This window comes from Curtobacterium sp. LFS084 (genome assembly GCF_047977705.1).
Classification (GTDB): domain Bacteria; phylum Actinomycetota; class Actinomycetes; order Actinomycetales; family Microbacteriaceae; genus Curtobacterium.
In genome coordinates this window covers 182,891-205,680 of sequence record NZ_JBFPFM010000003.1, presented here as the reverse complement: position 1 = coordinate 205,680, position 22,790 = coordinate 182,891, and the positions used below count along the sequence as shown (strand labels likewise).

Sequence of the window (22,790 nt, the reverse complement as noted above, 5' to 3'; positions counted from 1 at the left end):
CAGACCCGAGCGTGTGAGGGGGGCTGACATGACCGTCGACGGATCCGGTGGTGGGGGCGCTCGGCCCGGACGGCCCCAGAGCCCCGAGACGGACGACCTCGACCGCGCGTTCGGTCCGGACACCGCATCGGTCCCGGTGCGCACGCCGCGGCAGCGGGTCGGACGCGGTGCGCTCGTGGGCCTCGGCGTGGTCGTCGCGGTCGGTGTGATCGCGGTCGTGCTCGTCACGATCGTCGGGAGCGTACAGAACGGCGTCGGCGGGGTGTTCCCGCAGCCCGGGGCCGCCCTCGACCGGTTCGGCGGCGCAGCACGCGCACTCGACGGGGTCGAGGGGGTCCGCGACCACGAGCCGGAGAAGACCTCGTTCGCGAGCTACGACGTCGAGTCGACCGTCACGGTGACCCCGACCCTGTCCGACGAAGACCGCACCGCGGTCGTCGAGGGACTCCGCACCGCGACCGAGGACGCCAGCGGGAACGGCGTCCGGGTGTTCGCCGTCGCCGACCTCGGCGCACTCGAGGTCGGGATCTCGACCGACGCGAAGGTCACCCGGGAACGACTCGAGCTCGCCCGGCAGCTGGACGCCATCGGGGGTGTGTCCGCGGTCCGGTGCTCGTGGGGCGACGACGGCCCGTCGGACGACCCGGCGGATCAGACGATCACGGTCGAGACGATCGGTCGTGGTGCCGCACTCGGCGCCGTGGTGGCGAAGGCGACCGCGGAGGCGCACGCCGTGTTCCCCGGGGCGACGGTGACGGCGGTCCGTCCGTCCTCGTGACGGCGGTCCGTCCGTCCTCGTGACGGCGGTCCGTCCGTCCTCGTGACCGGTCGCGGGCGCGCACCGACCACGTGACCGGTCACGGGCGCGCACCGCCCGGATGACCGGCCGCGGGTGCGCACCGCCAGCGTCAGTCGGTCCCGCGGTCCTCGCGCCGGGCGACCGCCTGCTCCACCGCACGGACGACCTGCTCGGCCGACGACTCCCACCGGAACCGACCCGCCTGCGCGATCGACGCCCGTGACGCGTCGTCCCACCGCGCCTCGAGCCGGCGGACCGCGGCGGCGACCGCCGACGGCGACGTCGGGTCGAAGTACTCGGCGACGTCCCCGCCGATCTCACGGAAGATCGGGATGTCGCTGACCACCACCGGTGTGCCGACGCCCATCGCCTCGACGAGCGGGATGCCGAAGCCCTCGTCGTACGACGCCGTCGCCAGCGCGGTCGCCGACCGCAGCACGGACAGGTACTCGTCGTCCGAGGCGCCGTCGTGGAACACGATCGAACCGGCGGGCGCGAGCCGCTCCAGACGAGCGCGATCGGCGACGGACACGCGCGACATGCAGTGCAGCACCCAGTCCGCGCCGAGCAACGGCAGCGCGGCCGCCAGCGTCTCGACGTTCTTGTACGGCATGAACGAGCCCATGTAGACGAGGGACTTCTCGCGCGTGCCGCCGAGGCGCGGGGTCGCCGGGTCGGCGGCGTTGTACGCGACCGTGACGGGCCGCTTGGTCAGGTGGTGCTCGGCGATCAGGCCGGCGGTCGTCTCGGAGACCGTCACGACCCCGTCGGCACCGTTCAGGAGCACGCGTTGCGGCACCCAGCTGAGGTGGAAGGCACGCCAACCGAGCCGGAGCGGCCACGAGAACTCGCGCGGGGGCGTGCGGTTCCGGTAGTAGATGAGGTCGTGCAGCGTCAGCACGAGGGCGTACCGCCGGCCGCGCGAGCCCATGGTCTGCATGGGCGAGAACACGGCGTCGAACCCCAGGCGGTTGACCCTCCGGGCGACGAACGGCTCGCCCGGCTCGGTCGGTGCCGGCAGGAGCTCCCACGGCAGGTCCGACGGCAGGGACTCGAGCTGTCGCTCGTCGTGCACGAGCAGGGTGTAGTCGTGCCGTTCCGGCAGGTGCGCGACGACACCGGCGGTGAACCGGCTGATGCCGTCGTGGCGCCCGATGCGGACGTACCGGCAGTCGATCCCGATGCGCAGCCGGGTCACGACGCCGCGCCGTCCGCCGCGGCCGACGACCGCGGCGCACGCTTCGTGCCCGACGGCCCGCCCTTGCGGCCCCGCTTCGGGGCGTCCGCCATCCGCCGCAGTACCGCGGACGCCGCGGCCCCCGGGGTCTCGTAGTGCACGAGGTGCCCGACGTCCGGCACGACGACGAGTTCGGCGGCGGGCAGTCGGGCGGCCAGGGCGCGCTGCTCGGGCACGGCGGTGATGTCGTCGCGTTCGGCCGCGATCATGAGCACCGGCACGCCGATGCGGTCGGCGTACTCGGACACGTCGTGGGTGACCGAGGTGCGGAACGCCTCGAGCACGCTCGTCCGGTTCGCGAAGGCCGAGAAGTACCGGTCGTGCTGGTCGTGGACCCACCGCCGGAGGTCGCGGTCGTGCGACTTCACCATCGCCAGGCTCATCACGCGGACGATGGCCGGGTTCCGGAGCAGCCCGAGGCCCAGCGGCTTCGGGAGCACCGCACCGGCGCGGTAGTACCCGATCGCGATCGCCGTGCCCACCGCCCGGGGGCCCTGCAGTGCCGGGGCGGCGATCGGGTTCACGAGCACGAGCAGCCGCGTCGCGAGCCCCGCGGCCACCGTCGCGGCGACCACGATCGACCCGAACGAGTGCCCGAGCACGACGGTGTCGGGGCCGAGGCCGAGTGCCGCGTGGAAGCCCTGCAACCACGCGACGTAGGAGTCGATCTCGGAGACCGGCAGGGGGTCCGAGATGCCGAAGCCCGGCAGGTCCGGCACGATCACGCGCACCCCGACGAGGTGCGCGGCGATCGTCTCGAGGCCGTGGTGGTCCCCGCGGAAGCCGTGCACCGCGAGGACGGTCTCGTCGGCGTCGGACGGCCCGTACTCCCAGTAGTGCGTGGTGCGGCCGTCGACCTGCACGGAGCGGTGGACGACCGGGGTGGCGGCCATCAGCGACTGGTACGGGGAGAGCACGGGCGGTTGCATCCGGGCCAGTCTACGAACGCGAGCCGGTGCGCCCGGGCTGCCCCACCCGGAATCGTGGACAACTCGCAGAGGCGACCCCGCTGTGGAGGACCGGACCACCCGCGAACGCGACCCGTCCGTGGAGGACCGGACCACCCGCGAACGCGACCCGTCCGCGCGGGACGAGCCGCGCCTCCAGGCCCCTCCAGACGCACCCGGCCCTGCCGGGTCGCTGCGATCTCCGGACAACTCCATGCGCCGCGGCCTAGCGTGTCCACGGTGACGTTCACCGCCCCGATCCAGCTCCCAGGCCTGACACTGGACCCGCAGTGGTACAAGCGCTCGGTGTTCTACGAGTGCATGATCCGTTCCTTCGTCGACTCGAACGGTGACGGCATCGGCGACATCCAGGGGGTGATCGGCAAGCTCGACTACCTGCAGTGGCTCGGCGTCGACGCACTGTGGCTCCCGCCGTTCTTCCAGTCGCCGATGCGTGACGGCGGCTACGACATCGCCGACTACAAGGCGATCCTGCCGGAGTTCGGTACCCTCGACGACTTCCGCGAACTCGTCACCAAGTCGCACGAACGCAACATGCGCATCGTCATCGACATGGTGATCAACCACACGAGCGACCAGCACGAGTGGTTCCAGCAGTCACGCGAGGACCCGGACGGCCCCTACGGCGACTTCTACGTGTGGCGGGACACGGACACCGAGTACGAGAACATCCGGATCATCTTCGTGGACACCGAGGAGTCGAACTGGACGTTCGACCCGGTGCGCCGCCAGTTCTTCTTCCACCGGTTCTTCTCGCACCAGCCGGACCTCAACTTCGAGAACCCCGCCGTGGTCGAGGCCGTGTACGACGTCGTCCGGCACTGGCTCGATCTGGGCGTCGACGGGCTGCGGCTCGACGCCATCCCCTACCTGTTCGAGTCCGAGGACGGCAACGGCGAAGGCGAACCGGAGACGCACGAGTTCATCAAGAAGCTCCGCGCGATGGTGGACGACGAGTACCCCGGGCGCGTCCTGCTCGCCGAGGCGAACCAGTGGCCGCGCGAGACCGCCGCGTTCTTCGGCACCGACGAGGAGCCCGAGTGCCACATGGCGTTCGACTTCCCGGTGATGCCGCGCATCTTCTACTCGCTCCGTGCGCAGCACGCGGCCGAGCTCAAGGCGATCCTGTCCGAGACGCTCGACGTGCCGTCCTCCGCCGCCTGGGGCGTGTTCCTCCGCAACCACGACGAACTCACGCTCGAGATGGTCAGCGAGGAGTACCGGCAGGCCATGTACGGCTGGTACGGCTACGACCCGCGCATGCGCTCGAACATCGGCATCCGTCGCCGCCTCGCTCCCCTGCTCGACAACTCCCGCGCCGAGCTCGAACTCATCCACGCGCTGCTGTTCTCGCTCCCGGGGTCGCCGTTCCTGTACTACGGCGACGAGATCGGGATGGGCGACAACATCTGGCTCCCGGACCGCGACTCCTCGCGCACACCGATGCAGTGGACGCCGGACCGCAACGCCGGGTTCTCCACCGCCGACCCCGGCAAGCTCTACCTGCCGGTCGTCCAGTCGCTCGTCTACAACTACGCACAGGTCAACGTCGAGGCGCAGCTCGCCCAGTCCCGCTCGCTCCTGCACTGGGTCCGGAACGTCATCCACGTCCGGAAGGCGCACCCCGTGTTCGGCCTCGGCACCCTGGCCGTGCAGGACACCTCGAACGACTCGGTGCTCGCGTTCGTCCGGTCGTGGGAGGGCTCCGGCTCCGGCCACCAGTTCGGGCCCTCCGCCGAGGACGTCCTGTGCGTCTTCTCCTTCGCCACCAACCCGACGTCGGTCACGATCTCGGCGCCCGAGTACGCGGGGCGGCCGCTGTACGACCTGTTCGGCGGCGGGTCGTTCCCGTCGTTCGACGAGTCGGGCGAGGTGACGCTGACCATGGGGACGCAGTCGTTCTACTGGCTGCACGTGGGTGCGCCGGTCGGGTAGGGGTGTCCAGGAGGCGCGGGTCGGCCCCGGTAGGGCTACCGCGCCCCCGCGCGGCTGCGCGGCTCGGTCGCGCCGCCCCCTGGTCGCGCGGCTCGGTCGGGCGGCGGTCCGGTCGGGCGGCGGTCCGGTCGGGCGGTTCGGGAGGCGCGGGTCGGCACCGGTGGGCGGGTCGCGTCTCGGCGTGTCGGTACGTCCGGTTAGCCTGACCGCGTGACGTTCCCCACAGCGCAGCTCGACTCCCCCGCTCCGACCCAGGACCTCTCGGGTCGCCCGTGGTGGCACGCGCTCGGCGTGTTCGACCTCGAGACCACCGGCGTCGACGTCGAGACCGCCCGAATCGTCACCGCCCACGTCGGCCTGATCGACATGACCGGACGCTCCATCGTCGAGGGTGCCTGGCTCGCCGACCCCGGTGTGGAGATCCCCGAGGGCGCCGCCGCCGTGCACGGCATCACGACCGAGCGCGCCCGCGCCGACGGCCGTCCCGCTGCCGAGGTCGTCGCCGAGATCATCGCCGCGGTCGAGGCCGTGTTCGCCCGCGGCATCCCCCTGGTCATCTACAACGCCCCGTACGACCTCACCGTCCTCGACCGCGAGGCCAAGCGGCACGGCATCGCCTCCCCCGTCATCGGGAACGTCGTCGACCCGCTCGTGATCGACAAGGCGCTGGACACCTACCGCAAGGGCAAGCGCACGCTCGAGGCCGCGTCCGAGCTCTACGGCGTCACCCTGTCCGATGCCCACGACGCCGGCGCCGATGCCATCGCTGCCGGGCGTGTCGCGCAGGCCATCGCGGCGAAGTACCCCGAGGAGCTCGGCGTCTCAGCCGAGGAACTCCACCGCAAGCAGGTCGGCTGGTGCGCCGACCAGGCCTCCTCGTTCCAGGAGTACATGCGGAAGCAGCGCGACCCGTCGTTCACCGCCGACGGCCGCTGGCCCCACCGCAACGCCGGCTGAGGCGCCCGCCGGGCTCCGAACCACGAATCCGACGTCGAACCACGCCGCTCGCCTGGTTCCACGTCGGATCCGTGGTTCGACGCGCGCGCCGGCTGGCCCGCCCGCGCCGCGCACCGACGCCCGCGCCGCTCCCGCACGGCCGCACAACCACAGTCCGCCCGAGCCGCGCAATGCCGCGGCGCGAACGCACTTGCGGTGTGCGCCGGCAATCCGCGACCGCCGACCACCCCTGCGCTCTGTCGGCCGCACCACTCGGTCCGCCCGGGCCGGCCGCACCACGCCGCCCGCGCCGCCCGGCCGAGCGTGACGCGACGTCGAACCACGCTTCCGACGTCGAACCACGCCGTTCGCCTGGTTCGACGTCGGTTCCGTGGTTCGAACCGTCGCCGCGGCCACGCCCCGCACCGGCCGGCCGCAACGCGCACCGCCCGCCCGCCCGCCCAACATGCCACACCCCGGCGGCACCGCCTGCACCGGACGCCCGAACCACCGGCCGCTCCACCCGACCTGCCACCCGCGCACCCGACAACGACGGAACGGGCGGCCCTCCCGCAGGAGGACCGCCCGTTCGAGCGTCGTGGACGACTGCTTACTTGCCGAAGCCCTTGAAGCGCTGGTTGAACTTCTCGACGCGGCCGGCCGAGTCGAGGATGCGCTGCTTGCCCGTGTAGAACGGGTGCGACGCGGACGAGATCTCGACGTCGATGACCGGGTAGGTCGCACCGTCGAGCTCGATGGTCTTGTCGCTGTTCGCGGTCGAACGCGTCAGGAACGTCTCACCGGAAGCCAGGTCACGGAAGACGATGGCGCGGTACTCGGGGTGGATGTCGGTCTTCATGGAGATTCCTCGGTTGCGGTGGTGGGATGTGCGCGGCACTCGTACGAGCACGACGCCGGAAGTCTGCGGCTTGCGCCAGCCGTCTACGTTACCAGATCGGCGGCCCGGAGTGCAGCAGGCGCAGGACGGACACGCGGATGATCAGGCGGCGCGTGCTGTGTACCGCCCGGCGTCCTTCGAGACCGTGAGCTCGATGCCGAACGCCTCGGTCAGGGTCTCGGCGGTCAGGACGTCGTCGATGGGTCCGGCAGCCTGCACGTGGCCGTCGGCGAGCACCAGCGCGTGGGTGAACCCGGCCGGGATCTCCTCGACGTGGTGGGTGACGATGACGATCGCCGGCGAGTCCTCGCTCTGGGCGTAGCCGCCGAGGGTCCGGACGAGGCTCTCGCGTGCGCCGAGGTCGAGCGACGCCGCCGGCTCGTCGAGGAACAGGATCTCCGGGTCGGTCATCACGGCACGGGCGATCTGGACCCGCTTCTGCTCGCCGTCGCTGAGCTCGCCGAAGGTGCGGTCGGTGAACGCACCGAGGCCCCACTCGTCGAGCACGCGCTGGGCACGGCGGACGTCGAGCTCCTCGTACTCCTCGTTCCAGCGACCCGTGACCGAGTACGCCGCGGTGAGCACGACGTCGATGACCTTCTCGGTCACCGGGATGCGACGGGCGAGCGCGGTCGACGCGAAGCCGATGCGGGGTCGGAGCTCGAACAGGTCGGCACCGCCCAGCTCGGTGCCGAGCACCTCGACGTCACCCGAGGTCGGGAACGTCTGGGCACCGGCGACCTGCAGCAGCGTGGTCTTGCCGGCGCCGTTGGCACCGAGCACGACCCAGCGTTCGTCGTCCTGCACCTCCCACGAGATCCCGTCGAGGATGGTGGCCCCGTTGCGGACCACGGAGACGTCTGACAAGCGCACGACCGAGGGCATGCGACCAGCCTAGGGGTTCTGCCCGAGCACCTCGTCGTAGACCTGGCGTGTCCGACGGGCGATCGCGTCCCAGGTGAACTCGGTCTCGACGCGGAGCCGTCCGGCGCGGCCCATGAGCTTCGCGAGCCCCTCGTCGGCGAGCACCTCGTCGAGGGTCGCGGCGAGGTCCGCCACGTACCGGTCCGGGTCCGTCGGGGTGCCGGTGCCATCTTGCGCCTGGTCGATCGGCACGATGCGTCCGGTCAGCCCGTCGGCGACGACCTCGGGGATGCCACCGGTGCCGGTGCCGACGACGGGGATCCCGCACGCCATCGCCTCGAGGTTGACGATCCCGAGCGGCTCGTAGATCGAGGGGCACACGAAGACGGTGCCGGACGACAGCACGTTGACGATCTCCTGGTGGGCGAGCATCCGGTCGATCCAGACGACACCCTGGCGCGTGGACCGCAGCGACTCGACGAGCCCGGTCACCTCGGCCATGATCTCCGGCGTGTCCGGCGCGCCGGCACAGAGGACGATCTGCACGTCCTCCGGCAGCGTCGAGACCGCGCGGAGCAGGTAGGGCAGGCCCTTCTGCCGGGTGATCCGTCCGACGAACACGACCGAGCGGCGCGTCGGGTCGATCCCGAGTGCACGCACGGCGTCCTCGTCGACGGTCGGCTTCCACTCGTCGATGTCGATGCCGTTGTAGACGACGTGCACCTTCGACGGGTCGATCGACGGGTACGACCGGAGGATGTCGGCACGCATGGCCTTGGACACGGCGATCACGCCGTCGGCCTGCTCGAACGCCTCGCGCTCCATCCAGCTCGAGAGCCGGTAGCCGCCGCCGAGCTGTTCGGCCTTCCAGGGGCGCAGCGGCTCGAGGCTGTGCGCCGTGACGACGTGCGGGATGCCGTAGGTCAGCTGCGCGATCCGGCCGGCCGCGTTCGCGTACCAGGTGTGCGAGTGCACGAGGTCGGCGCCCTCGACGTCCGCCGCGATGGCGACGTCGGTCCCGAGCGCCTGGAGTGCGCCGTTCGCCTGCCCGAGCGTGTCGGGGGTGCCGTAGGACGACACGCCCGCCTCGTCACGGTGGGCCCCGAAAGCTCGGACACGCACCTCGGTGTCGGTGCCCGACCGCAGCGCTACGGTGAGCTCGGCGACGTGGACGCCCGCCCCGCCGTACACCTCTGGTGGGTATTCCCTGGTCAACAGATCGACTCGCACGGGTTCAACGTAACCGTTCACCGGTCCGGACGCATACTGTGAGCGCTATGGCACCAAAGAAGGTCTTCGGCATCGTCCTCGCCGGCGGAGAGGGCAAACGCCTCATGCCGCTCACGGCGGACCGTGCGAAACCAGCAGTCCCGTTCGGCGGCAACTTCCGGCTCATCGACTTCGCGCTGTCGAACCTGGTGAACTCCGGCCTGCAGAAGATCGTCGTCCTGACGCAGTACAAGTCCCACAGCCTCGACCGTCACGTCGCCGAGACCTGGCGCATGGAGGGGCTGCTCGGCTCCTACGTCGCCTCGGTCCCGGCGCAGCAGCGACTCGGCAAGCGGTGGTTCGCCGGGTCGGCCGACGCGATCCTGCAGTCCCTCAACCTCCTCCGTGACGAGCGCCCCGACATCGTCGTCGTGGTCGGCGCCGACCACGTCTACCGGATGGACTTCCACCAGATGGTCGAGGCGCACATCGCCTCCGGCCGCAGCGCCACCGTCGCCGCGATCCGCCAGCCGATCGGCCTCGCCGACCAGTTCGGCGTCATCCAGGTCGCCGACGACGACCCGACCAAGATCGAGGCCTTCCTCGAGAAGCCGAAGGACGCCGTCGGCCTCGCGGACTCCCCCGGCGAGATCCTCGCGTCGATGGGCAACTACGTCTTCGACGCCGACGCCCTCGTCGACGCGGTCCTCCGCGACGGGCAGATCGAGACCTCGAACCACGACATGGGCGGCGACATCGTGCCGGACTTCGTGGCCCGCGGCGACGCCGGCGTCTACGACCTCAAGCGCAACGACGTCCCTGGGTCGAACGAGCGCGACCGGTACTACTGGCGCGACGTGGGGACGATCGACTCGTTCTACGACGCGCACATGGACCTCATCGCGCCCGTCCCGGTGTTCAACCTGTACAACCAGGACTGGCCGATCTTCAACCAGCAGACGAACCTGCCCCCGGCGAAGTTCGTCCGCGACGCGAACGGCAACACCGGGTCCACCGTCGACTCGCTCGTCTCGCTCGGCTGCCTGGTCTCCGGCGCGCAGGTCGAGCGCAGCATGATCGGTCCGTGGTGCGGCATCGACTCCGGTGCGAAGGTCCTCGACTCGATCGTCTTCGAACGCGCGTCGATCGGCGCGGGCGCCGTCGTGAACCGGGCGATCCTCGACAAGGACGTGGTGATCGCACCAGGCGCCCAGGTCGGCGTCGACCGTGAGGTCGACGAGGCACGCGGCTTCACCGTTACCGAGTCCGGCATCACGGTCGTGGGCAAGGGCGTCCGCGTCGACGCGTAGCGTCGCGCTCGGAGCGACCAGCGACCAGCGACCAGCGGTCCAGGAGGCGCGGCTGACGTCATGGAGGCGGGCCGCGCCTCCTGAGTCGGTACCGTTGGTCCGTGCCCCGCTTCCTCGTCGTCCTCGATGCCGATTCCACGCTCCTCGAGGACGAGGTCATCGAACTCCTGGCGGACACCGCCGGGACCCGACCACAGGTCCAGGCGATCACGGAGCGTGCCATGCGCGGCGAGATCGACTTCACCGAGAGCCTCCGCGAGCGTGTCGCCACCCTGGCGGGCCTCCAGGACGACGTCTTCCGGGGTGCGCAGCAGGCGGTCCGCGTAACGCGGGGCGCCGACGAACTCGTCCGTGGCGTGCACGCCGCAGGCGGCACCGTCGGCGTCGTCTCGGGTGGCTTCCACGAGGTGCTCGACCCGTTCGCCGAGCGACTCGGGCTCGACCACTGCCGGGCCAACCGGCTCGAGGTGGTGGACGGCGTCCTCACCGGGCGCGTGCTCGGTGACGTCGTGGACGCGCACGCGAAGGCCGTGACGCTCCGGGAGTGGGCCGGCGCCGACGCCGTGCCGATCGTCCGCACCGTCGCGGTGGGCGACGGTGCGAACGACCTCGAGATGATGCGGGTCGCCGGGCTGTCGGTGGCCTTCGACGCGAAGCCGCTCGTGCGCGAGCAGGCCGACGTGGCCGTCGTCGACCGCGACCTGTCGAGCGTGCTGGCGACGCTCGGCCTGCGCGGCTGACACGCGGCGCCGGCGCGCGGCCGACGCGCGCGGCTGACTCGCTCCGCTGCCGCGCGGACGTCACGGGCTCAGCGACACCTCACGGCCGACCGGTGGCGTGAGGTGTCGCGCAGCGCATGGCGTCGGCGCGACCCGACCGGGTCAGCTGCCCATCCCGAGGCCGCACCGGCGGCTCGGCTCAGATCAGCCGCCCGGCAGCACCGCCTTCGGCACCCGGTGGAGCGTGACCGCCCCGACTGCGGCGAACGGGTGCAGCGGATGCGGGTCGCCGGAGCCCGTCGGACCGCCGAGCTTCGAGTCGCCCACCGCACTGAGCACCGCGTAGGCGTCCTCCGCGGTGAAACCGTGCGTGCCGACCAGGAACGCGAACGCGTCCTCGTAGCCGCGTCGGACACTCTCCTGCACGGGGTCGCCCAGGCCGACGAAGAGCCACTCGTCGGCCGTCTCGATGCGCGGCGCCCGGAGCTCGGGGCCGCCGCGCACGAGGTCGACCGACACGATCGCCGTCCCCTGGGCCTCGATCGCGACGAAGGACGACTCCCCCTCGGCCATCAGCGCGTGCACGTCACCGATCGACAGCAGCGCACCGGGCACCCGGACGGGCAGGTACACGGTCGAGCCGGGGCGCGCCTCGGTGACGTCCATGTTCCCGCCCTCGGGGTAGGCGGGCATGATCGTCGAGTGCTCCCCCGACGCCGGCGCCACGCCGATGCAGCCGATCATCGGCCGCACCGGGAACGCGTGCCGATCGGTGACGTGCACCACGCCGCCCTCGATGGGACACCGGCGTGCGAACACCCCCTCGGGCATGACGTGTTGCAGTGCACCGGAGCCCGGCAGGGAGACCGACCACCCGTGCGTCGTGAGCTCGATGTCGTGGATCGTCACCGCCAGGGTGTCGCCGGGCTCGGCGCCCTCGACGAACACCGGGCCGGTCACCGGGTTGATCGGTGCCCGCAGTCGCCCGAGATCGTGGTGCTGGTCGAGCTCGGCGTAGACGGCGTCGGTCGTCTCGAACCCGATCGTCTCGCCGGTGCCGGGTCGGACGGTGAGCACCGGCTCGCGGTCCGCCGAGAAGCCCGGCCGACCGAGGGTGTTGGGCAGGAAGTGGTCGGGTGTCATCGCGCCTCGGCCTCCTGCGGCGCCTGCGGCTCCTCGGAACCGACCGCGGTGGACCGTCCGGTCCGTCGGTAGTAGAGGAAGACGACGGCACCGACGACGAGCCACACGATCCCACCGACCTTCGCCTCGACCGCGGCGTTCAGCAGCACGTAGCCGATGATGAGGAACCCCACCAGCGGGACCACGAGGTGGAGCAGCCAGTTCCGGGACCGCCCCTTGACGACGTAGTGCACGAACACCGAGACGTGCAGCAGCATGAACCCGAAGAGCGCCCCGAAGTTCACGAGCGACGAGATCGTGTCGATCTGGCCGACGAAGAACAGCACGAGGATCGCGGAGAGCACCGACACGACGATGATCGCGGCGGACGGGACCTGGCGGCGGTTCAGCCGGTGCAGGAACGCCGGCAGCTGCCGATCGCGGCTCATCGAGAACAGCAGTCGGCTCGTCGCCGCCTGCGCGGCCATCGCGTTGGCGATCCCGACCGCGAGCACGTTCACCGCGAAGAAGGCCGTGGCCCACCCGCTCGACGATGCCTGTTCGACGACGGTGAAGAACGCGTTGCCCACCTCGGAGTCCGAGAAGGAGTCCCGTCCGGCGGCGAGGGCCGATGCGAGCCAGGTCTGCAGGACGAACAGGAACGCGACGATGACCAGCGCGAGGATCATTGCCGTGCCCGCTCCGCCTCGGCGCCCGGTGGACTCCTCCGAGAGCGTCGAGATGCCGTCGAACCCGAGGAAGCTGAGCACCGCGATGGACAGCGCGCCGGCGATGAGCGGAGCAGAGACCTTCGCCGGGTCCCACACCTGGTCGGTCGAGAACGCGGCGCCCGGCACGGTTCCGCCGGTGAGGGCCACGACCGCGATGACGACGAAGATCACGACGAACACGAGCTCGACGAGGAGGAACAGGCGGTTCGCGATCTTCAACGACGAGACACCGAGCAGGTTGATGACGGTGTTGATCGCGACGAACAGCAGTGCCCAGAGCCACCGGGGCGTCCCGGGGAAGATGCCGACCATGCTCTCCGCCGCGAACACGTAGAGGAGCGTCGGGACGAGCAGGTAGTCGAGCAGGATCGCCCACCCGGCGAAGAAGCCGGCGGTGGGGTGGATGCCGCGGCCGACGTACGAGAAGACGCTCCCGGCGAGCGGGATCGACCTCGCCATCTGGGCGTAGGCGAGTGCCGTGAAGATCATCGCGACGAGGCCGACGATGTAGACGAGCGGCACCATGCCGCGGGACGAGTTGTAGACGGTGCCGAAGATCGCCCACGGAGCGATCGGCACCATGAAGACCAGCCCGTAGACGAGCAGGTCGGTGGTGGACACGGAGCGCTTCAGCTCCTGCTTGTAGCCGTAGGCCTCGAGCTGCTGCTGTGCGGAGAGCTCGCTGTGCTGCTGCGACATGGTGGTTCCGTTCGGGGAGACGGTGCGTGGAGGGGGGAAGGACGGACGGGAGGCGCGGTGCGGGGGTGAGCCGCACCTCCCGTCCGGCGGACCGCCGGCTGGTCCCTGTGGCCGGCCCGGTGGGGCCGGCCACGCGCTCAGTCGACGGGGTCGTCGTGCCCGGCGAGGAACGCCGCGACCACGCGACGGAACTCCTCGGGCTGCTCCAGGTGCGAGCAGTGGCTCGCCCCCGGGAAGACGTGCTGCTCGACGTCGGCGATGCGCTCGACGAAGGGCTGCCAGGTGGCCGGGGTCGCCTCGTCGTGCTCGCCGGCGACCACGAGCGTGGGGACGGTCACGGCGTCGAGCCGATCGATGATCGTCCAGTCGCGCATGGTGCCGATCACGTGGAACTCGTTCGGACCGTTCATGGTGTGGTAGACGGTCGGCTCGGCCTCCATCTGGGCCTCGGAGTCGACGAAGTCCTGCGGCATCGGCACGGTGCGGCAGACGTGGCGCTGGTAGAAGACCTGCGTGGCGGCGAGGTACTCCGGGTCGTCCACGGAGCCGTCGGCCTCGTGGCGCGTCAGCGCGTCCTGCACGTCTGCGGGGAGCTGGGCGCGGAGTTCGGCGGCGCCCTCCACCCAGAGCTGCATCGACGCCGGCGAGTTGCAGATCGCGAGGCTCCGCAGGTGCGCCGGGCGCCGGACCGCGATCTCGGCGCCGAGCATCCCGCCCCACGACTGCCCGAGCAGGTGGTGGGCACCGAGTCCGAGGTGCTCGACCAGGGCGAAGTACTCGTCGACGAAGAGCTGCGGCACCCAGGTGGAGACCGGTGCGTCCGGGCGGTGGGTGCTCCGACCGCAGCCGAACTGGTCGTGGTGCACGATCGTGCGCCCGGTCTCGTCCGCGAGGGCGGCGAGGTTCCGGAGGTAGTCGTGTGCCATGCCCGGACCGCCGTGCAGGACGACGAGGGGCAGCGCCCCCGGGGTGGGGTGATCGGGTTCGGTGACGCGGTACCAGGTGTGCCCGTCCTGGAACGGCATCGAGCCTTCGGTGATGCGGGACATGTCGCACAGCATGGACCGCGCAAAGGTCCCGTGCAAGACCTTTTCTGGTCCTTTAACGTGGACGAAACGAACGAGGGGAACCCGGTGGCGGAACGGACGACCGAGAGCCGGGTCGACGAGGTCGAGGACCGGCTGGTCACGGCCGTCGCGGTCGGCGAGTACCTCCCGGCGTCACGGCTCCCACCCGAGCGAGAACTCGCGATCCTGCTCGGGGTCGGGCGCGTCACGGTGCGCGCCGCGCTGGCTCGACTCGTCGACCGCGGACTGCTGGAGACCCGGCGCGGGCGCGGTGGCGGGACCTTCGTCAGGACCCAGTGGCCGGACTCCTCCTCCGACGCGGTCGGACGCACCCTCCTGGCACGGTGGGACGCCATCCGAGCCACCACGGACGCGATCGCCCTGCTGCACAGCGCCCTCGCGACCGCGGCCGCTGAACGGATCGACACCGAACACGCGGCACGGGTCCGGGAGCGCCTCGAGGACTTCCGGGCCGCGTCGTCCGGGCTCGCCAAGCAGCAGGCCGATGCGGTGCTGCACCGGACGATCATCGACGCGGCGGGCAACGACGTGCTCGCGGCGGTGCTCGCCGACCTCGAGGGCCAGGTGTCGATCGCGGCGCCCGCGCACCTCTGGGGTGTCGCCGACGGGATGGCCGCGATGGAGGACCGGGCGCTCCACGAGCACGAGGCGATCGTCGACGCGGTCTGCGGCGGGGACCCCGTCACCGCCGGGCAGCTCGCACGGCGGCACGTGGGGATCGACCTCGAGCTCCTGGAGCGGGCGATGCTGCGTGCCGGCCAGGTGCCGCGCGCCTGACCGGCGGAGCTGGGTGCTCGGCGGTCGCCCGACTGGGGTCGGCCGACCGGGGGTCGGCTGGCCCGGGGGTCGGCTGGCCCGGGGGTCGGCCGACCGGTGGGTCGGCCGACCGGTGGATCGGCCGACCGGTGGATCGGCCGACTGGTGGATCGGCCGACTGGTGCCTAGTGGCCCATCCCGAGGCCGCCGTCGACGGGGATGACCGCGCCCGAGATGTAGCCGGCACCGTCGCCCGCGAGGAACAGCGTGGCGTCCGCGACGTCGTCCACCGTGCCGTACCGCGACGCCGGGATCTGCTTCTTGAACTCCGCGACGAGCTCGTCCGGCAGCGCCGCGGTCATGTCGGTCTGGATGAACCCGGGGGCGACGACGTTCGCGGTGATGCCACGGGAGCCGAGCTCACGCGTGATCGACCGGGCCATCCCGACGAGGGCGGCCTTCGAGGACGCGTAGTTGACCTGCCCGACCTGGCCGTAGGCGCCGACCACGCTGGACATGAGCACGATGCGGCCGAACTTGGCCTTCATCATGCCCTTCGTGGCGCGCTTGACCACCCGGAACGTGCCCGTGAGGTTCGTGTCGATCACGCTCGTGAAGTCCTCCTCCGACATGCGGAGCAGCAGCTGGTCGTTCGTGATGCCGGCGTTGGCGACGAGGACCTCGATCGGACCGAGCTCGGCCTCGACCTGCGAGAAGGCGGAGTCGACGCTGGCGGTGTCCGTGATGTCCGCCTGGACCGTGAGTGCCCCCTCCGGTCCGCCCTGCCCGCTCCGGGAGGTGACGGCGACACGGTGGCCGGCTGCGACGAAGCGCTCGGCGAGGGCGTGGCCGATGCCGCGGTTGCCGCCGGTGACGAGGACGGTACGGGGGGTGCTCATGGTCGCTCCGTTCGGTGTGGGTGCACGGCGCGCCGGACCCGGACCGGGTCGGACACGCCCGGAAGAGCGTACCGGAGCCGATACGCGCACCGTGTCCGCGCGCGGCGGAACCGGTTCGGCCCCCACGGAGTTAGGCTTGCTCTCGGGCAGAGGAAAGAACATCGGATGAAGACGACGCACAGCATCACCACCCTCCCGGACTCTCCGGAGCAGGACCGTGCACATCGCCTGTCCCGGTACGTCTGGCAGATGGCCCTCCGCGTGGTCTTCTTCATCGGAGCGGTCGTCGTCTGGTCGATCTGGCACACGTGGCTCGCGGTCATCCCGATCGTGCTCGCCGGTGTGATCCCGTGGGTCGCCGTCATCATCGCGAACGCCGGCAGCCGCGCCGAGAGCGACATCGTGACGCCGGCCGGTGCGATCCAGCTGTACGACGCCGTGGACCCCCGACTCCGCGAACAGCAGGAGGACGCCCGGGCCGAGGCGTACCGTGCCGAGCAGGACCGACTGCGCGAGCAGGCGCAGGACGCGCAGGCCGAGTGGCAGCGGAGCGGCGACCGTTCCCGTGTCTGGGGACGGCGCTGATGGGGGCGACGTTCGACCTCGTCACCGAACCCGGCTCGACCCCCGTGTGCTCGCGCGCCGGCTGCGTGTCCACCGCCGCCTGGCGCGTGAACTGGCGGAACCCCCGGATCCACGCCATCGACCGCGTGAAGATCTGGGCGGCGTGTGACGAGCACCGGGACTTCCTCGCCGACTACCTGCGGTCCCGTTCCTTCCCGGTCCGGGTCACGGACATGCACGAGGACGTGGACCGACTCGACGACGAACGCGATCCGGCCGACGCCCCGAAGAACGACGTCGGTGCACGCGCAGCCGGTGACCGTCGGTGAGCCAGCAGTTCGACCCGACTTCCCGGTACGGCCGACGGCACGCGCAGAAGCTCGAGCGCGCCGCGGCAGCCTCGCCCGAGCGCGGCAGCGGGAGCGCCGTCGCCGAACGTGACCCCGACGAACCGTTCGTCGGCTGGCGGTTCGTCCGCAGCAGACGGTGGCTCGGCTACTTCGCCATCGCCGTGGCGTTCGCGATCGTGTGCACCCTGTTCGGCATGTGGCAGTGGGACCGCCGGAACGAGGCCGTGCGCCAGAACGAGCAGGTCGCGCAGAACTACGAGCACACCCCGGTGCCCCTCGACGAAGCCCTCCCGACGGCGTCCAGCTGGGACGACGCGAAGACCTGGCTCCGGGTCAGCGTGACCGGCCGCTACGACACCGCCGACCAGCTCCTCGTCCGAAACCGCGTGCACAACGGACAGCCCGGCTTCGAGGTCCTCACGCCCCTGGTCACCGCCGACGGCCGGGCCTTCATCGTCGACCGCGGCTGGGTCCCCACCGGCAACGCGCAGGACGCCCCCGACCACGTCCCCGCTCCCCCGTCCGGCGAGGTGACCGCGATAGTCCGCCTGCAGCAGAGCGAGCCGCGCATCCCCGGCCGCACCGACCCGGCGCACACCGACCAGGTGCAGTCGGTGACGCTGTCGGACGTCGACAAGAAGGTCGACACGCCGATCTACACGGGCGCGTACGGGCAGCTCGCCTCCGAGTCCCCCGCTCCGACCCAGGCGCGCCCGCTCGGCTGGGAGCGTCCGACCGCCGACACCGGCCTGCACCTCAGCTACTTCATCCAGTGGTTCATGTTCGCCGCGGGAGGGTTCGGGTTCCTCGCCTACCTGATGGTGCAGGAGTTCCGGAACCTCAACCAGGACGACCCCGAGGAGCGCGAGCGCGCCCTCGAGCGGCAGCGCCGCAAGGACGCGAAGCCGAAGTCGGACGCCCAGATCGAGGACGAGCTGCTCAACGCCGGCCGCTGACGCCCCGGCGGGCGGTGCGCGTTGCGCGCCGCGTCTCGGCTGCTCGCCGGGGTCGGCTGCTCGGCGGCGTCGGCGGCGCCGGCGCACCGTGCGCGCTCCGTCACCCCGTGCAAGCTTGCCCGCTCCGTGCCGCGCTGAAAGCGCGCACCCAGCGGCCAACGCCGCACCACACGGCGAGTCCCGCACCGTGCGAGGACTGCCGCAGCTCGCGAGAAGCGCCGCACCCGGCGGACGGGAGGCGCGGTGCCAACCCGCCCCGCGCCTGCAGACCGCACCGTGCGCGCCCCGTCGCCCCGTGCGAGCTTGCCCGCACCGTGCCGCGCTACAACCTCGCACCGAGCGGTCGACGCCGCACCAGACGGCGAGTCCCGCACCGTGCGAGGACTGCCGCAGCTCGCGAGAAGCGCCGCACCCTGCGGACGGGAGGCGCGGTGTCAGCCCGCCCCGCGCCTCCAGACCGCACCGAGCGCGGTCCGTCACCCCGTGCGCGCTTCCGCGCTCCGTGCCGCGCTACAAGGGCGCACCCAGCGGTCGACGCCGCACCAGACGGCCAATCCCGCACCGCGCCGACGGCTGCAGCGCAAGAAGCGCCACATCCGGCGGACGGGAGGCGCGGTGCCAGCCCGCCCCGCGCCTCCAGACCGCACCGAGCGCGGTCCGTCACCCCGTGCAAGCTTCCGCGCTCCGTGCCGCGCTGAAAGCGCGCACCCAGCGGCCAATGCCGCACCAGACGGCGAGATCCGCACCGTGCGAGGACTGCCGCAGCTCACAAGAAACGCCGCACCCGGCGGACGGGAGGCGCGGCGCCAACCCGCCCCGCGCCTCCAGACCGCACCGTGCGCGGTCCGTCCCCCGTGCGAGCTTCCGCGCTCCGTGCCGCGCTACAACCTCGCACCGAGCGGTCCACGCCGCACCAGGTGGCAAACGCCGCACCGTGCTCGCGCGAGCGCCCACCCGCGCCCGCACCGCGCGCGCACCGCGCGCGCCCGCTACGCGAGCTCGATGAGCTCCGCGTAGTCCTTGTTCCAGTGGTCCTCGGTGCCGTCCGGCAGCAGCAGGACGCGCTCCGGGTTGAGCGCCTCGACCGCGCCGGCGTCGTGCGACACGAGCACCACGGCACCCTCGTAGCCGGCGAGGGCGCCGAGGATCTCTTCGCGGGATGCCGGGTCGAGGTTGTTCGTCGGCTCGTCGAGCAGCAGCACGTTCGCGCCCGAGACGACGATCATCGCGAGCGACAACCGCGTCTTCTCGCCGCCGGAGAGGACGCCGGCCTTCTTGTAGCCGTCGTCGCCGGTGAACAGGAAGGAGCCGAGCACCCGCCGCGCCTCGGTCTCGTTGAGGTCGTTCGACGCCGACACCATGTTCTCGATGACGGTGCGGTTGACGTCGATGTTCTCGTGTTCCTGGGCGTAGTAGCCGATCCGGAGACCGTGCCCCGGGAGGATCTCGCCGGTGTCGGGCTGGTCCGCGCCCGCGAGGATCCGCAGCAGCGTCGTCTTGCCGGCACCGTTGAAGCCGAGGATGACGACGCGCGAGCCCCGGTCGATGGCGAGGTCCACGCCCGCGAAGATCTCGAGCGAGCCGTAGGACTTCGACAGCCCCTCGGCCATGAGCGGGGTGCGGCCGCACGGGGTCGGCGTGGGGAACCGCAGCTTCGCGACGCGGTCGACGGCGCGCTCGTCCTCGAGTCCGGCGAGGAGCTTCTCGGCACGCGCGACCATCTGGTGCGCCGCGGCGGCCTTCGTGGCCTTCGCGCCGAAGCGGGCGGCCTGGTCCTTGAGGGTCGCGGCCTTCTTCTCTGCGTTCGCGCGCTCCTTGCGGCGGCGCTCCTCGTCGGCGGCACGCTGGCGCTGGTACAGCTTCCACCCCATGTTGTAGACGTCGATCGACTGGCGGTTGGCGTCGAGGTAGAAGACGCGGTTGACGACCTCGTCGACGAGTTCGACGTCGTGGGAGATGACGATGACGCCGCCGGGGTAGGTCTTCAGGTGCTCGCGCAGCCAGATGATCGAGTCGGCGTCGAGGTGGTTCGTCGGCTCGTCGAGGATCATCGTCTCGGCGTCCGAGAACAGGATCCGGGCCAACTCGATGCGGCGACGCTGACCGCCCGACAGCGTCTTCAGCTGCTGGTCGAGGATGCGGTCCGGCAGCTTCAGGTTCGAGGCGATGGACGCTGCCTCGGCCTCGGCCGCGTAGCCACCGAGCGCGTTGAACTGGTCGTCGAGCCGGCTGTACCGACGCATCGCCTTCTCGGCGACGGCGGTGTCCGTGCTGGCCATGTCGAGCGTGGCCTGGCGGATGCCCTCGACGAGCTCGCCGAGCCCGCGGGCGTCGAGGATGCGCTTGCGGGCGGTGTCCTCCGGGTTGCCGGAGCGGGGGTCTTGCGGCAGGTAGCCGATCTCGCCGGAGCGGTCGATCTTGCCCCCGGTGGGCTGGGTCTCCCCCGCCAGGGCCTTGGTCATGGTGGTCTTCCCCGCGCCGTTCCGGCCGACGAGGCCGATCTTGTCCCCCTTCTCGACGCGGAAGGACACGTTCTCCATCAGGAGGCGAGCCCCGACGCGGATCTCGAGGTCGTGCACGGCAAGCACAGCAGACGTCCAATCAGTTGGTGGATGTGCACAACGGTGTGTGCGGGAGGTGCACCGCTACGCTGACGGGACCGATGGTCCCGAACGGGACCAGCAGTCCATTCTAGGAGAATCCATGACGAACGCCACCGGGTTCGCTCGCCGCACAGTCCTCGCCGACCGTCTGCGCACCCACGGTCTGGCCACCGATGTCGCCCTGATCGCCGGGGGTGCCCTGTTCACCGCCGGCATGGCGCAGCTCCAGGTGCCCATGTGGCCGGTGCCGATCACGGGCCAGACCCTGGCCGTCGTGCTCGTCGGGGCGACCCTCGGCGCGCGCCGCGGCTTCCTCTCGCTGCTGCTGTACGCGGTGGCGGGACTCGCCGGCGCACCGATCTTCGCCGAGCACACGGGCGGTCTCGCGGCCCTCGCGACGCCGAGCTTCGGCTACGTCATCGGCTTCGTCATCGCCGCGGCCGTCGTCGGACGCCTCGCCGAGCACCAGTGGGACCGCAAGGTCGGCCGTGCTGCGGTCGCCTTCACCCTCGCGAGCGCGATCCCCTTCGTGACGGGCCTGCCCTGGCTCGCGGTCGTCCTGGGTCAGCTCGGCGCGCCGAACGACCTGCAGTCGGTGCTCGCCGCCGGCCTGTACCCGTTCATCGTCGGCGGCATCGCCAAGGCCCTCATCGCCGCCGGCGTCCTGCCGCTGGCGTGGAAGCTGGTCGGCCGCCGCTGAATCCGCTGCTCGAAGGGCCCCGCACCGTCCGGTGTGGGGCCCTTCGACGTCCGCGGGGTGCGTGCGAGCGGGCAGGACACGCCGTCGGCCGCCCGCGCGGATCGGCAGACCACGCCGTCCGCCGCCCGCCGAGCGGGCAGGACACGCCGCGCGCCGCGCGCCGAGCGGGCGGAACCGGCCGCTCCACAGCGCCGAGCGTGACGTACTTCGCCCGCTCGGGGCGCGCCCGGGACCCGGCCACAGACGGACGGGAGGCGGGGGGGCCCCCCGCCCCCCCCCCCCCCGCCCGTCAGGGGGTCGCGACTAGATCGAGAACCCGAGCGCGCGCATCATCTCTCGCCCGTCGTCGGTGATCCGCTCCGGACCCCACGGCGGCATCCAGACCCAGTTGATCCGGAACGCGTCGACGATGCCGTCCAGCGCGTTCGCCGTGTCGCCCTCGATGACGTCCGTCAGCGGGCAGCCCGCACTCGTCAGCGTCATGCTGATGACGAGCGCGGTCGCCTCGTCGTCCCAGGCGAGGTCGTAGATGAGCCCGAGGTCGACGATGTTCACGCCGAGTTCCGGGTCCTGGACCTCCTTCAGGCCCTCGACGACCTCGTCGAACTTCTCCGGTGCGAGTGCGGTGATCATCAGGCCTGCGCCTCGGCGGCCGCGGCCTGCACGTAGCGGTCGTAGCCCTCGTTCTCGAGGCGCTCGGCGAGCTCCGGGCCACCCTGCTCGGCGACCTTGCCCGCGACGAACACGTGCACGAAGTCCGGCTTGATGTAGCGGAGGATCCGCGTGTAGTGCGTGATGAGCAGCACGCCGAGGCCGGTCGCGGCCTTGGCGCGGTTGACGCCCTCGGACACGATCTTCAGCGCGTCGACGTCGAGCCCGGAATCGGTCTCGTCGAGGACGGCGAACTTCGGCTTGAGGAGCTCGAGCTGCATGATCTCGTGGCGCTTCTTCTCGCCACCGGAGAAGCCTTCGTTGACGTTGCGCTCGGCGAAGGCCGAGTCCATCTTGAGGTCGGCCATCGACTGGCGGAGGTCCTTGACCCAGCTGCGGAGCGCGGGGGCCTCGCCGTCGATCGCGGTCTTCGCGGTGCGGAGGAAGTTCGACACCGTGACGCCCGGGATCTCGACCGGGTACTGCATCGCGAGGAACATGCCGGCGCGGGCACGCTCGTCAACGCTCATCGCGAGGACGTCCTCGCCGTCGAGCGTGATGGAGCCGCCGACGACGTTGTACCGCGGGTGGCCGGCGATCGTGTAGGCGAGGGTGGACTTGCCGGAGCCGTTCGGCCCCATAATCGCGTGGATCTCGCCCTCGTTGATGGTGAGGTCGACGCCCTTCAGGATCTCCTTGGTGCCCTGATCGGTGTCGATCGAGACCTGGAGGTCGCGGATTTCGAGAGTGGACATTGCGTTCCTTCGGTTGCAGCTGGTGCGCGGCGTCAGCCGCG

Annotated in this window: 22 protein-coding genes; 10 read left to right on the top strand and 12 right to left on the bottom strand. The window is 71.3% G+C overall.

The genetic code is table 11. From position 1 onward, the window contains the following. The first annotated feature begins 28 nt into the window (after positions 1 to 28). Positions 29 to 778, top strand: a complete 750-nt coding sequence (locus ACNQOV_RS03710) for a hypothetical protein (RefSeq protein WP_022905891.1) — start codon at positions 29 to 31, stop codon at positions 776 to 778. Positions 779 to 908: 130 nt separating this feature from the next. Here ACNQOV_RS03710 and ACNQOV_RS03705 read toward each other — a convergent pair whose 3' ends face one another. Together ACNQOV_RS03705 and ACNQOV_RS03700 are read right to left on the bottom strand one after the other, a co-directional pair. Beyond that, positions 909 to 1,988 carry a glycosyltransferase family 4 protein gene (locus ACNQOV_RS03705; protein WP_416393438.1) on the bottom strand — a complete coding sequence of 360 codons (1,080 nt, stop codon included), beginning with the start codon at positions 1,986 to 1,988 and terminating at the stop codon, positions 909 to 911. A 5-nt stretch (positions 1,989 to 1,993) separates the two neighbouring features. Next, positions 1,994 to 2,965, bottom strand: a complete 972-nt coding sequence (locus ACNQOV_RS03700) for an alpha/beta fold hydrolase (protein ID WP_416393415.1) — start codon at positions 2,963 to 2,965, stop codon at positions 1,994 to 1,996. 258 nt (positions 2,966 to 3,223) lie between these two features. Here ACNQOV_RS03700 and treS point away from each other — a divergent pair, with 258 nt between their 5' ends. Together treS and ACNQOV_RS03690 are read left to right on the top strand one after the other, a co-directional pair. Next, on the top strand, positions 3,224 to 4,939 hold the full coding sequence (gene treS / locus ACNQOV_RS03695; protein WP_031261495.1) for a maltose alpha-D-glucosyltransferase: 1,716 nt from the start codon (positions 3,224 to 3,226) through the stop codon (positions 4,937 to 4,939). Positions 4,940 to 5,149: 210 nt separating this feature from the next. Further along, complete coding sequence (locus ACNQOV_RS03690) at positions 5,150 to 5,896, top strand: 3'-5' exonuclease (protein ID WP_402263036.1); 747 nt, start codon at positions 5,150 to 5,152, stop codon at positions 5,894 to 5,896. Between the two features lie 589 nt (positions 5,897 to 6,485). Here ACNQOV_RS03690 and ACNQOV_RS03685 read toward each other — a convergent pair. From ACNQOV_RS03685 to glgA, 3 genes are all read right to left on the bottom strand, one after another. Then, positions 6,486 to 6,734, bottom strand: a complete 249-nt coding sequence (locus ACNQOV_RS03685; protein ID WP_022905887.1) for a type B 50S ribosomal protein L31 — start codon at positions 6,732 to 6,734, stop codon at positions 6,486 to 6,488. 141 nt (positions 6,735 to 6,875) lie between these two features. Further along, positions 6,876 to 7,658 carry an ABC transporter ATP-binding protein gene (locus ACNQOV_RS03680; protein WP_022905886.1) on the bottom strand — a complete coding sequence of 261 codons (783 nt, stop codon included), beginning with the start codon at positions 7,656 to 7,658 and terminating at the stop codon, positions 6,876 to 6,878. A gap of 9 nt (positions 7,659 to 7,667) precedes the next feature. Then, positions 7,668 to 8,867, bottom strand: coding sequence for a glycogen synthase (gene glgA, locus ACNQOV_RS03675; protein ID WP_416393414.1), 1,200 nt, complete (start codon positions 8,865 to 8,867; stop codon positions 7,668 to 7,670). A gap of 47 nt (positions 8,868 to 8,914) precedes the next feature. Here glgA and ACNQOV_RS03670 point away from each other — a divergent pair, with 47 nt between their 5' ends. Together ACNQOV_RS03670 and serB are read left to right on the top strand one after the other, a co-directional pair. Beyond that, positions 8,915 to 10,156, top strand: a complete 1,242-nt coding sequence (locus ACNQOV_RS03670; protein WP_022905884.1) for a glucose-1-phosphate adenylyltransferase — start codon at positions 8,915 to 8,917, stop codon at positions 10,154 to 10,156. Between the two features lie 101 nt (positions 10,157 to 10,257). After that, positions 10,258 to 10,896 carry a phosphoserine phosphatase SerB gene (gene serB, locus ACNQOV_RS03665; protein WP_416393413.1) on the top strand — a complete coding sequence of 213 codons (639 nt, stop codon included), beginning with the start codon at positions 10,258 to 10,260 and terminating at the stop codon, positions 10,894 to 10,896. 183 nt (positions 10,897 to 11,079) lie between these two features. Here serB and ACNQOV_RS03660 read toward each other — a convergent pair whose 3' ends face one another. The 3 genes from ACNQOV_RS03660 to ACNQOV_RS03650 all read right to left on the bottom strand — a co-directional run bounded on the left by ACNQOV_RS03660 (position 11,080) and on the right by ACNQOV_RS03650 (position 14,476). Further along, complete coding sequence (locus tag ACNQOV_RS03660) at positions 11,080 to 12,018, bottom strand: acetamidase/formamidase family protein (RefSeq protein ID WP_416393412.1); 939 nt, start codon at positions 12,016 to 12,018, stop codon at positions 11,080 to 11,082. Continuing rightward, positions 12,015 to 13,427, bottom strand: coding sequence for an APC family permease (locus tag ACNQOV_RS03655; protein ID WP_416393411.1), 1,413 nt, complete (start codon positions 13,425 to 13,427; stop codon positions 12,015 to 12,017). The genes ACNQOV_RS03660 and ACNQOV_RS03655 overlap by 4 nt, the downstream gene beginning before the upstream one ends. A gap of 137 nt (positions 13,428 to 13,564) precedes the next feature. Continuing rightward, positions 13,565 to 14,476 carry a proline iminopeptidase-family hydrolase gene (locus ACNQOV_RS03650; RefSeq protein ID WP_416393410.1) on the bottom strand — a complete coding sequence of 304 codons (912 nt, stop codon included), beginning with the start codon at positions 14,474 to 14,476 and terminating at the stop codon, positions 13,565 to 13,567. Between the two features lie 57 nt (positions 14,477 to 14,533). On the opposite strand from ACNQOV_RS03650, the gene ACNQOV_RS03645 reads away from it, so the two are divergent. Continuing rightward, positions 14,534 to 15,292, top strand: coding sequence for a FadR/GntR family transcriptional regulator (locus tag ACNQOV_RS03645; RefSeq protein WP_416393409.1), 759 nt, complete (start codon positions 14,534 to 14,536; stop codon positions 15,290 to 15,292). Between the two features lie 164 nt (positions 15,293 to 15,456). Here the strand turns inward: ACNQOV_RS03645 and fabG are convergent, their stop codons facing one another. Continuing rightward, entirely contained in the window at positions 15,457 to 16,170 is a 714-nt protein-coding gene (gene fabG, locus ACNQOV_RS03640; RefSeq protein WP_416393408.1) for a 3-oxoacyl-ACP reductase FabG, read from the bottom strand. Positions 16,171 to 16,335: 165 nt separating this feature from the next. Between fabG and ACNQOV_RS03635 the strand changes: the two genes are divergently transcribed. Genes ACNQOV_RS03635 through ACNQOV_RS03625 form a run of 3 tightly spaced genes read left to right on the top strand, consistent with a single transcriptional unit; the run spans position 16,336 to position 18,040 of the window. Beyond that, complete coding sequence (locus tag ACNQOV_RS03635; RefSeq protein WP_022905876.1) at positions 16,336 to 16,755, top strand: DUF3099 domain-containing protein; 420 nt, start codon at positions 16,336 to 16,338, stop codon at positions 16,753 to 16,755. Then, complete coding sequence (locus ACNQOV_RS03630; RefSeq protein WP_416393407.1) at positions 16,755 to 17,063, top strand: hypothetical protein; 309 nt, start codon at positions 16,755 to 16,757, stop codon at positions 17,061 to 17,063. The genes ACNQOV_RS03635 and ACNQOV_RS03630 overlap by 1 nt, the downstream gene beginning before the upstream one ends. Further along, positions 17,060 to 18,040, top strand: coding sequence for an SURF1 family protein (locus ACNQOV_RS03625; protein ID WP_416393406.1), 981 nt, complete (start codon positions 17,060 to 17,062; stop codon positions 18,038 to 18,040). The genes ACNQOV_RS03630 and ACNQOV_RS03625 overlap by 4 nt, the downstream gene beginning before the upstream one ends. A gap of 989 nt (positions 18,041 to 19,029) precedes the next feature. On the opposite strand, the gene ACNQOV_RS03620 is transcribed toward ACNQOV_RS03625, so the two are convergent. Further along, complete coding sequence (locus tag ACNQOV_RS03620; protein WP_031261586.1) at positions 19,030 to 20,628, bottom strand: ABC-F family ATP-binding cassette domain-containing protein; 1,599 nt, start codon at positions 20,626 to 20,628, stop codon at positions 19,030 to 19,032. Between the two features lie 115 nt (positions 20,629 to 20,743). Here ACNQOV_RS03620 and ACNQOV_RS03615 point away from each other — a divergent pair, with 115 nt between their 5' ends. Next, on the top strand, positions 20,744 to 21,343 hold the full coding sequence (locus tag ACNQOV_RS03615) for a biotin transporter BioY (RefSeq protein ID WP_416393405.1): 600 nt from the start codon (positions 20,744 to 20,746) through the stop codon (positions 21,341 to 21,343). A gap of 303 nt (positions 21,344 to 21,646) precedes the next feature. Here the strand turns inward: ACNQOV_RS03615 and ACNQOV_RS03610 are convergent, their stop codons facing one another. Then, positions 21,647 to 21,976 carry a metal-sulfur cluster assembly factor gene (locus tag ACNQOV_RS03610; protein WP_022906025.1) on the bottom strand — a complete coding sequence of 110 codons (330 nt, stop codon included), beginning with the start codon at positions 21,974 to 21,976 and terminating at the stop codon, positions 21,647 to 21,649. Continuing rightward, entirely contained in the window at positions 21,976 to 22,749 is a 774-nt protein-coding gene (gene sufC / locus ACNQOV_RS03605) for a Fe-S cluster assembly ATPase SufC (RefSeq protein ID WP_402263069.1), read from the bottom strand. The genes ACNQOV_RS03610 and sufC overlap by 1 nt, the downstream gene beginning before the upstream one ends. Positions 22,750 to 22,790 lie beyond the last annotated feature (41 nt).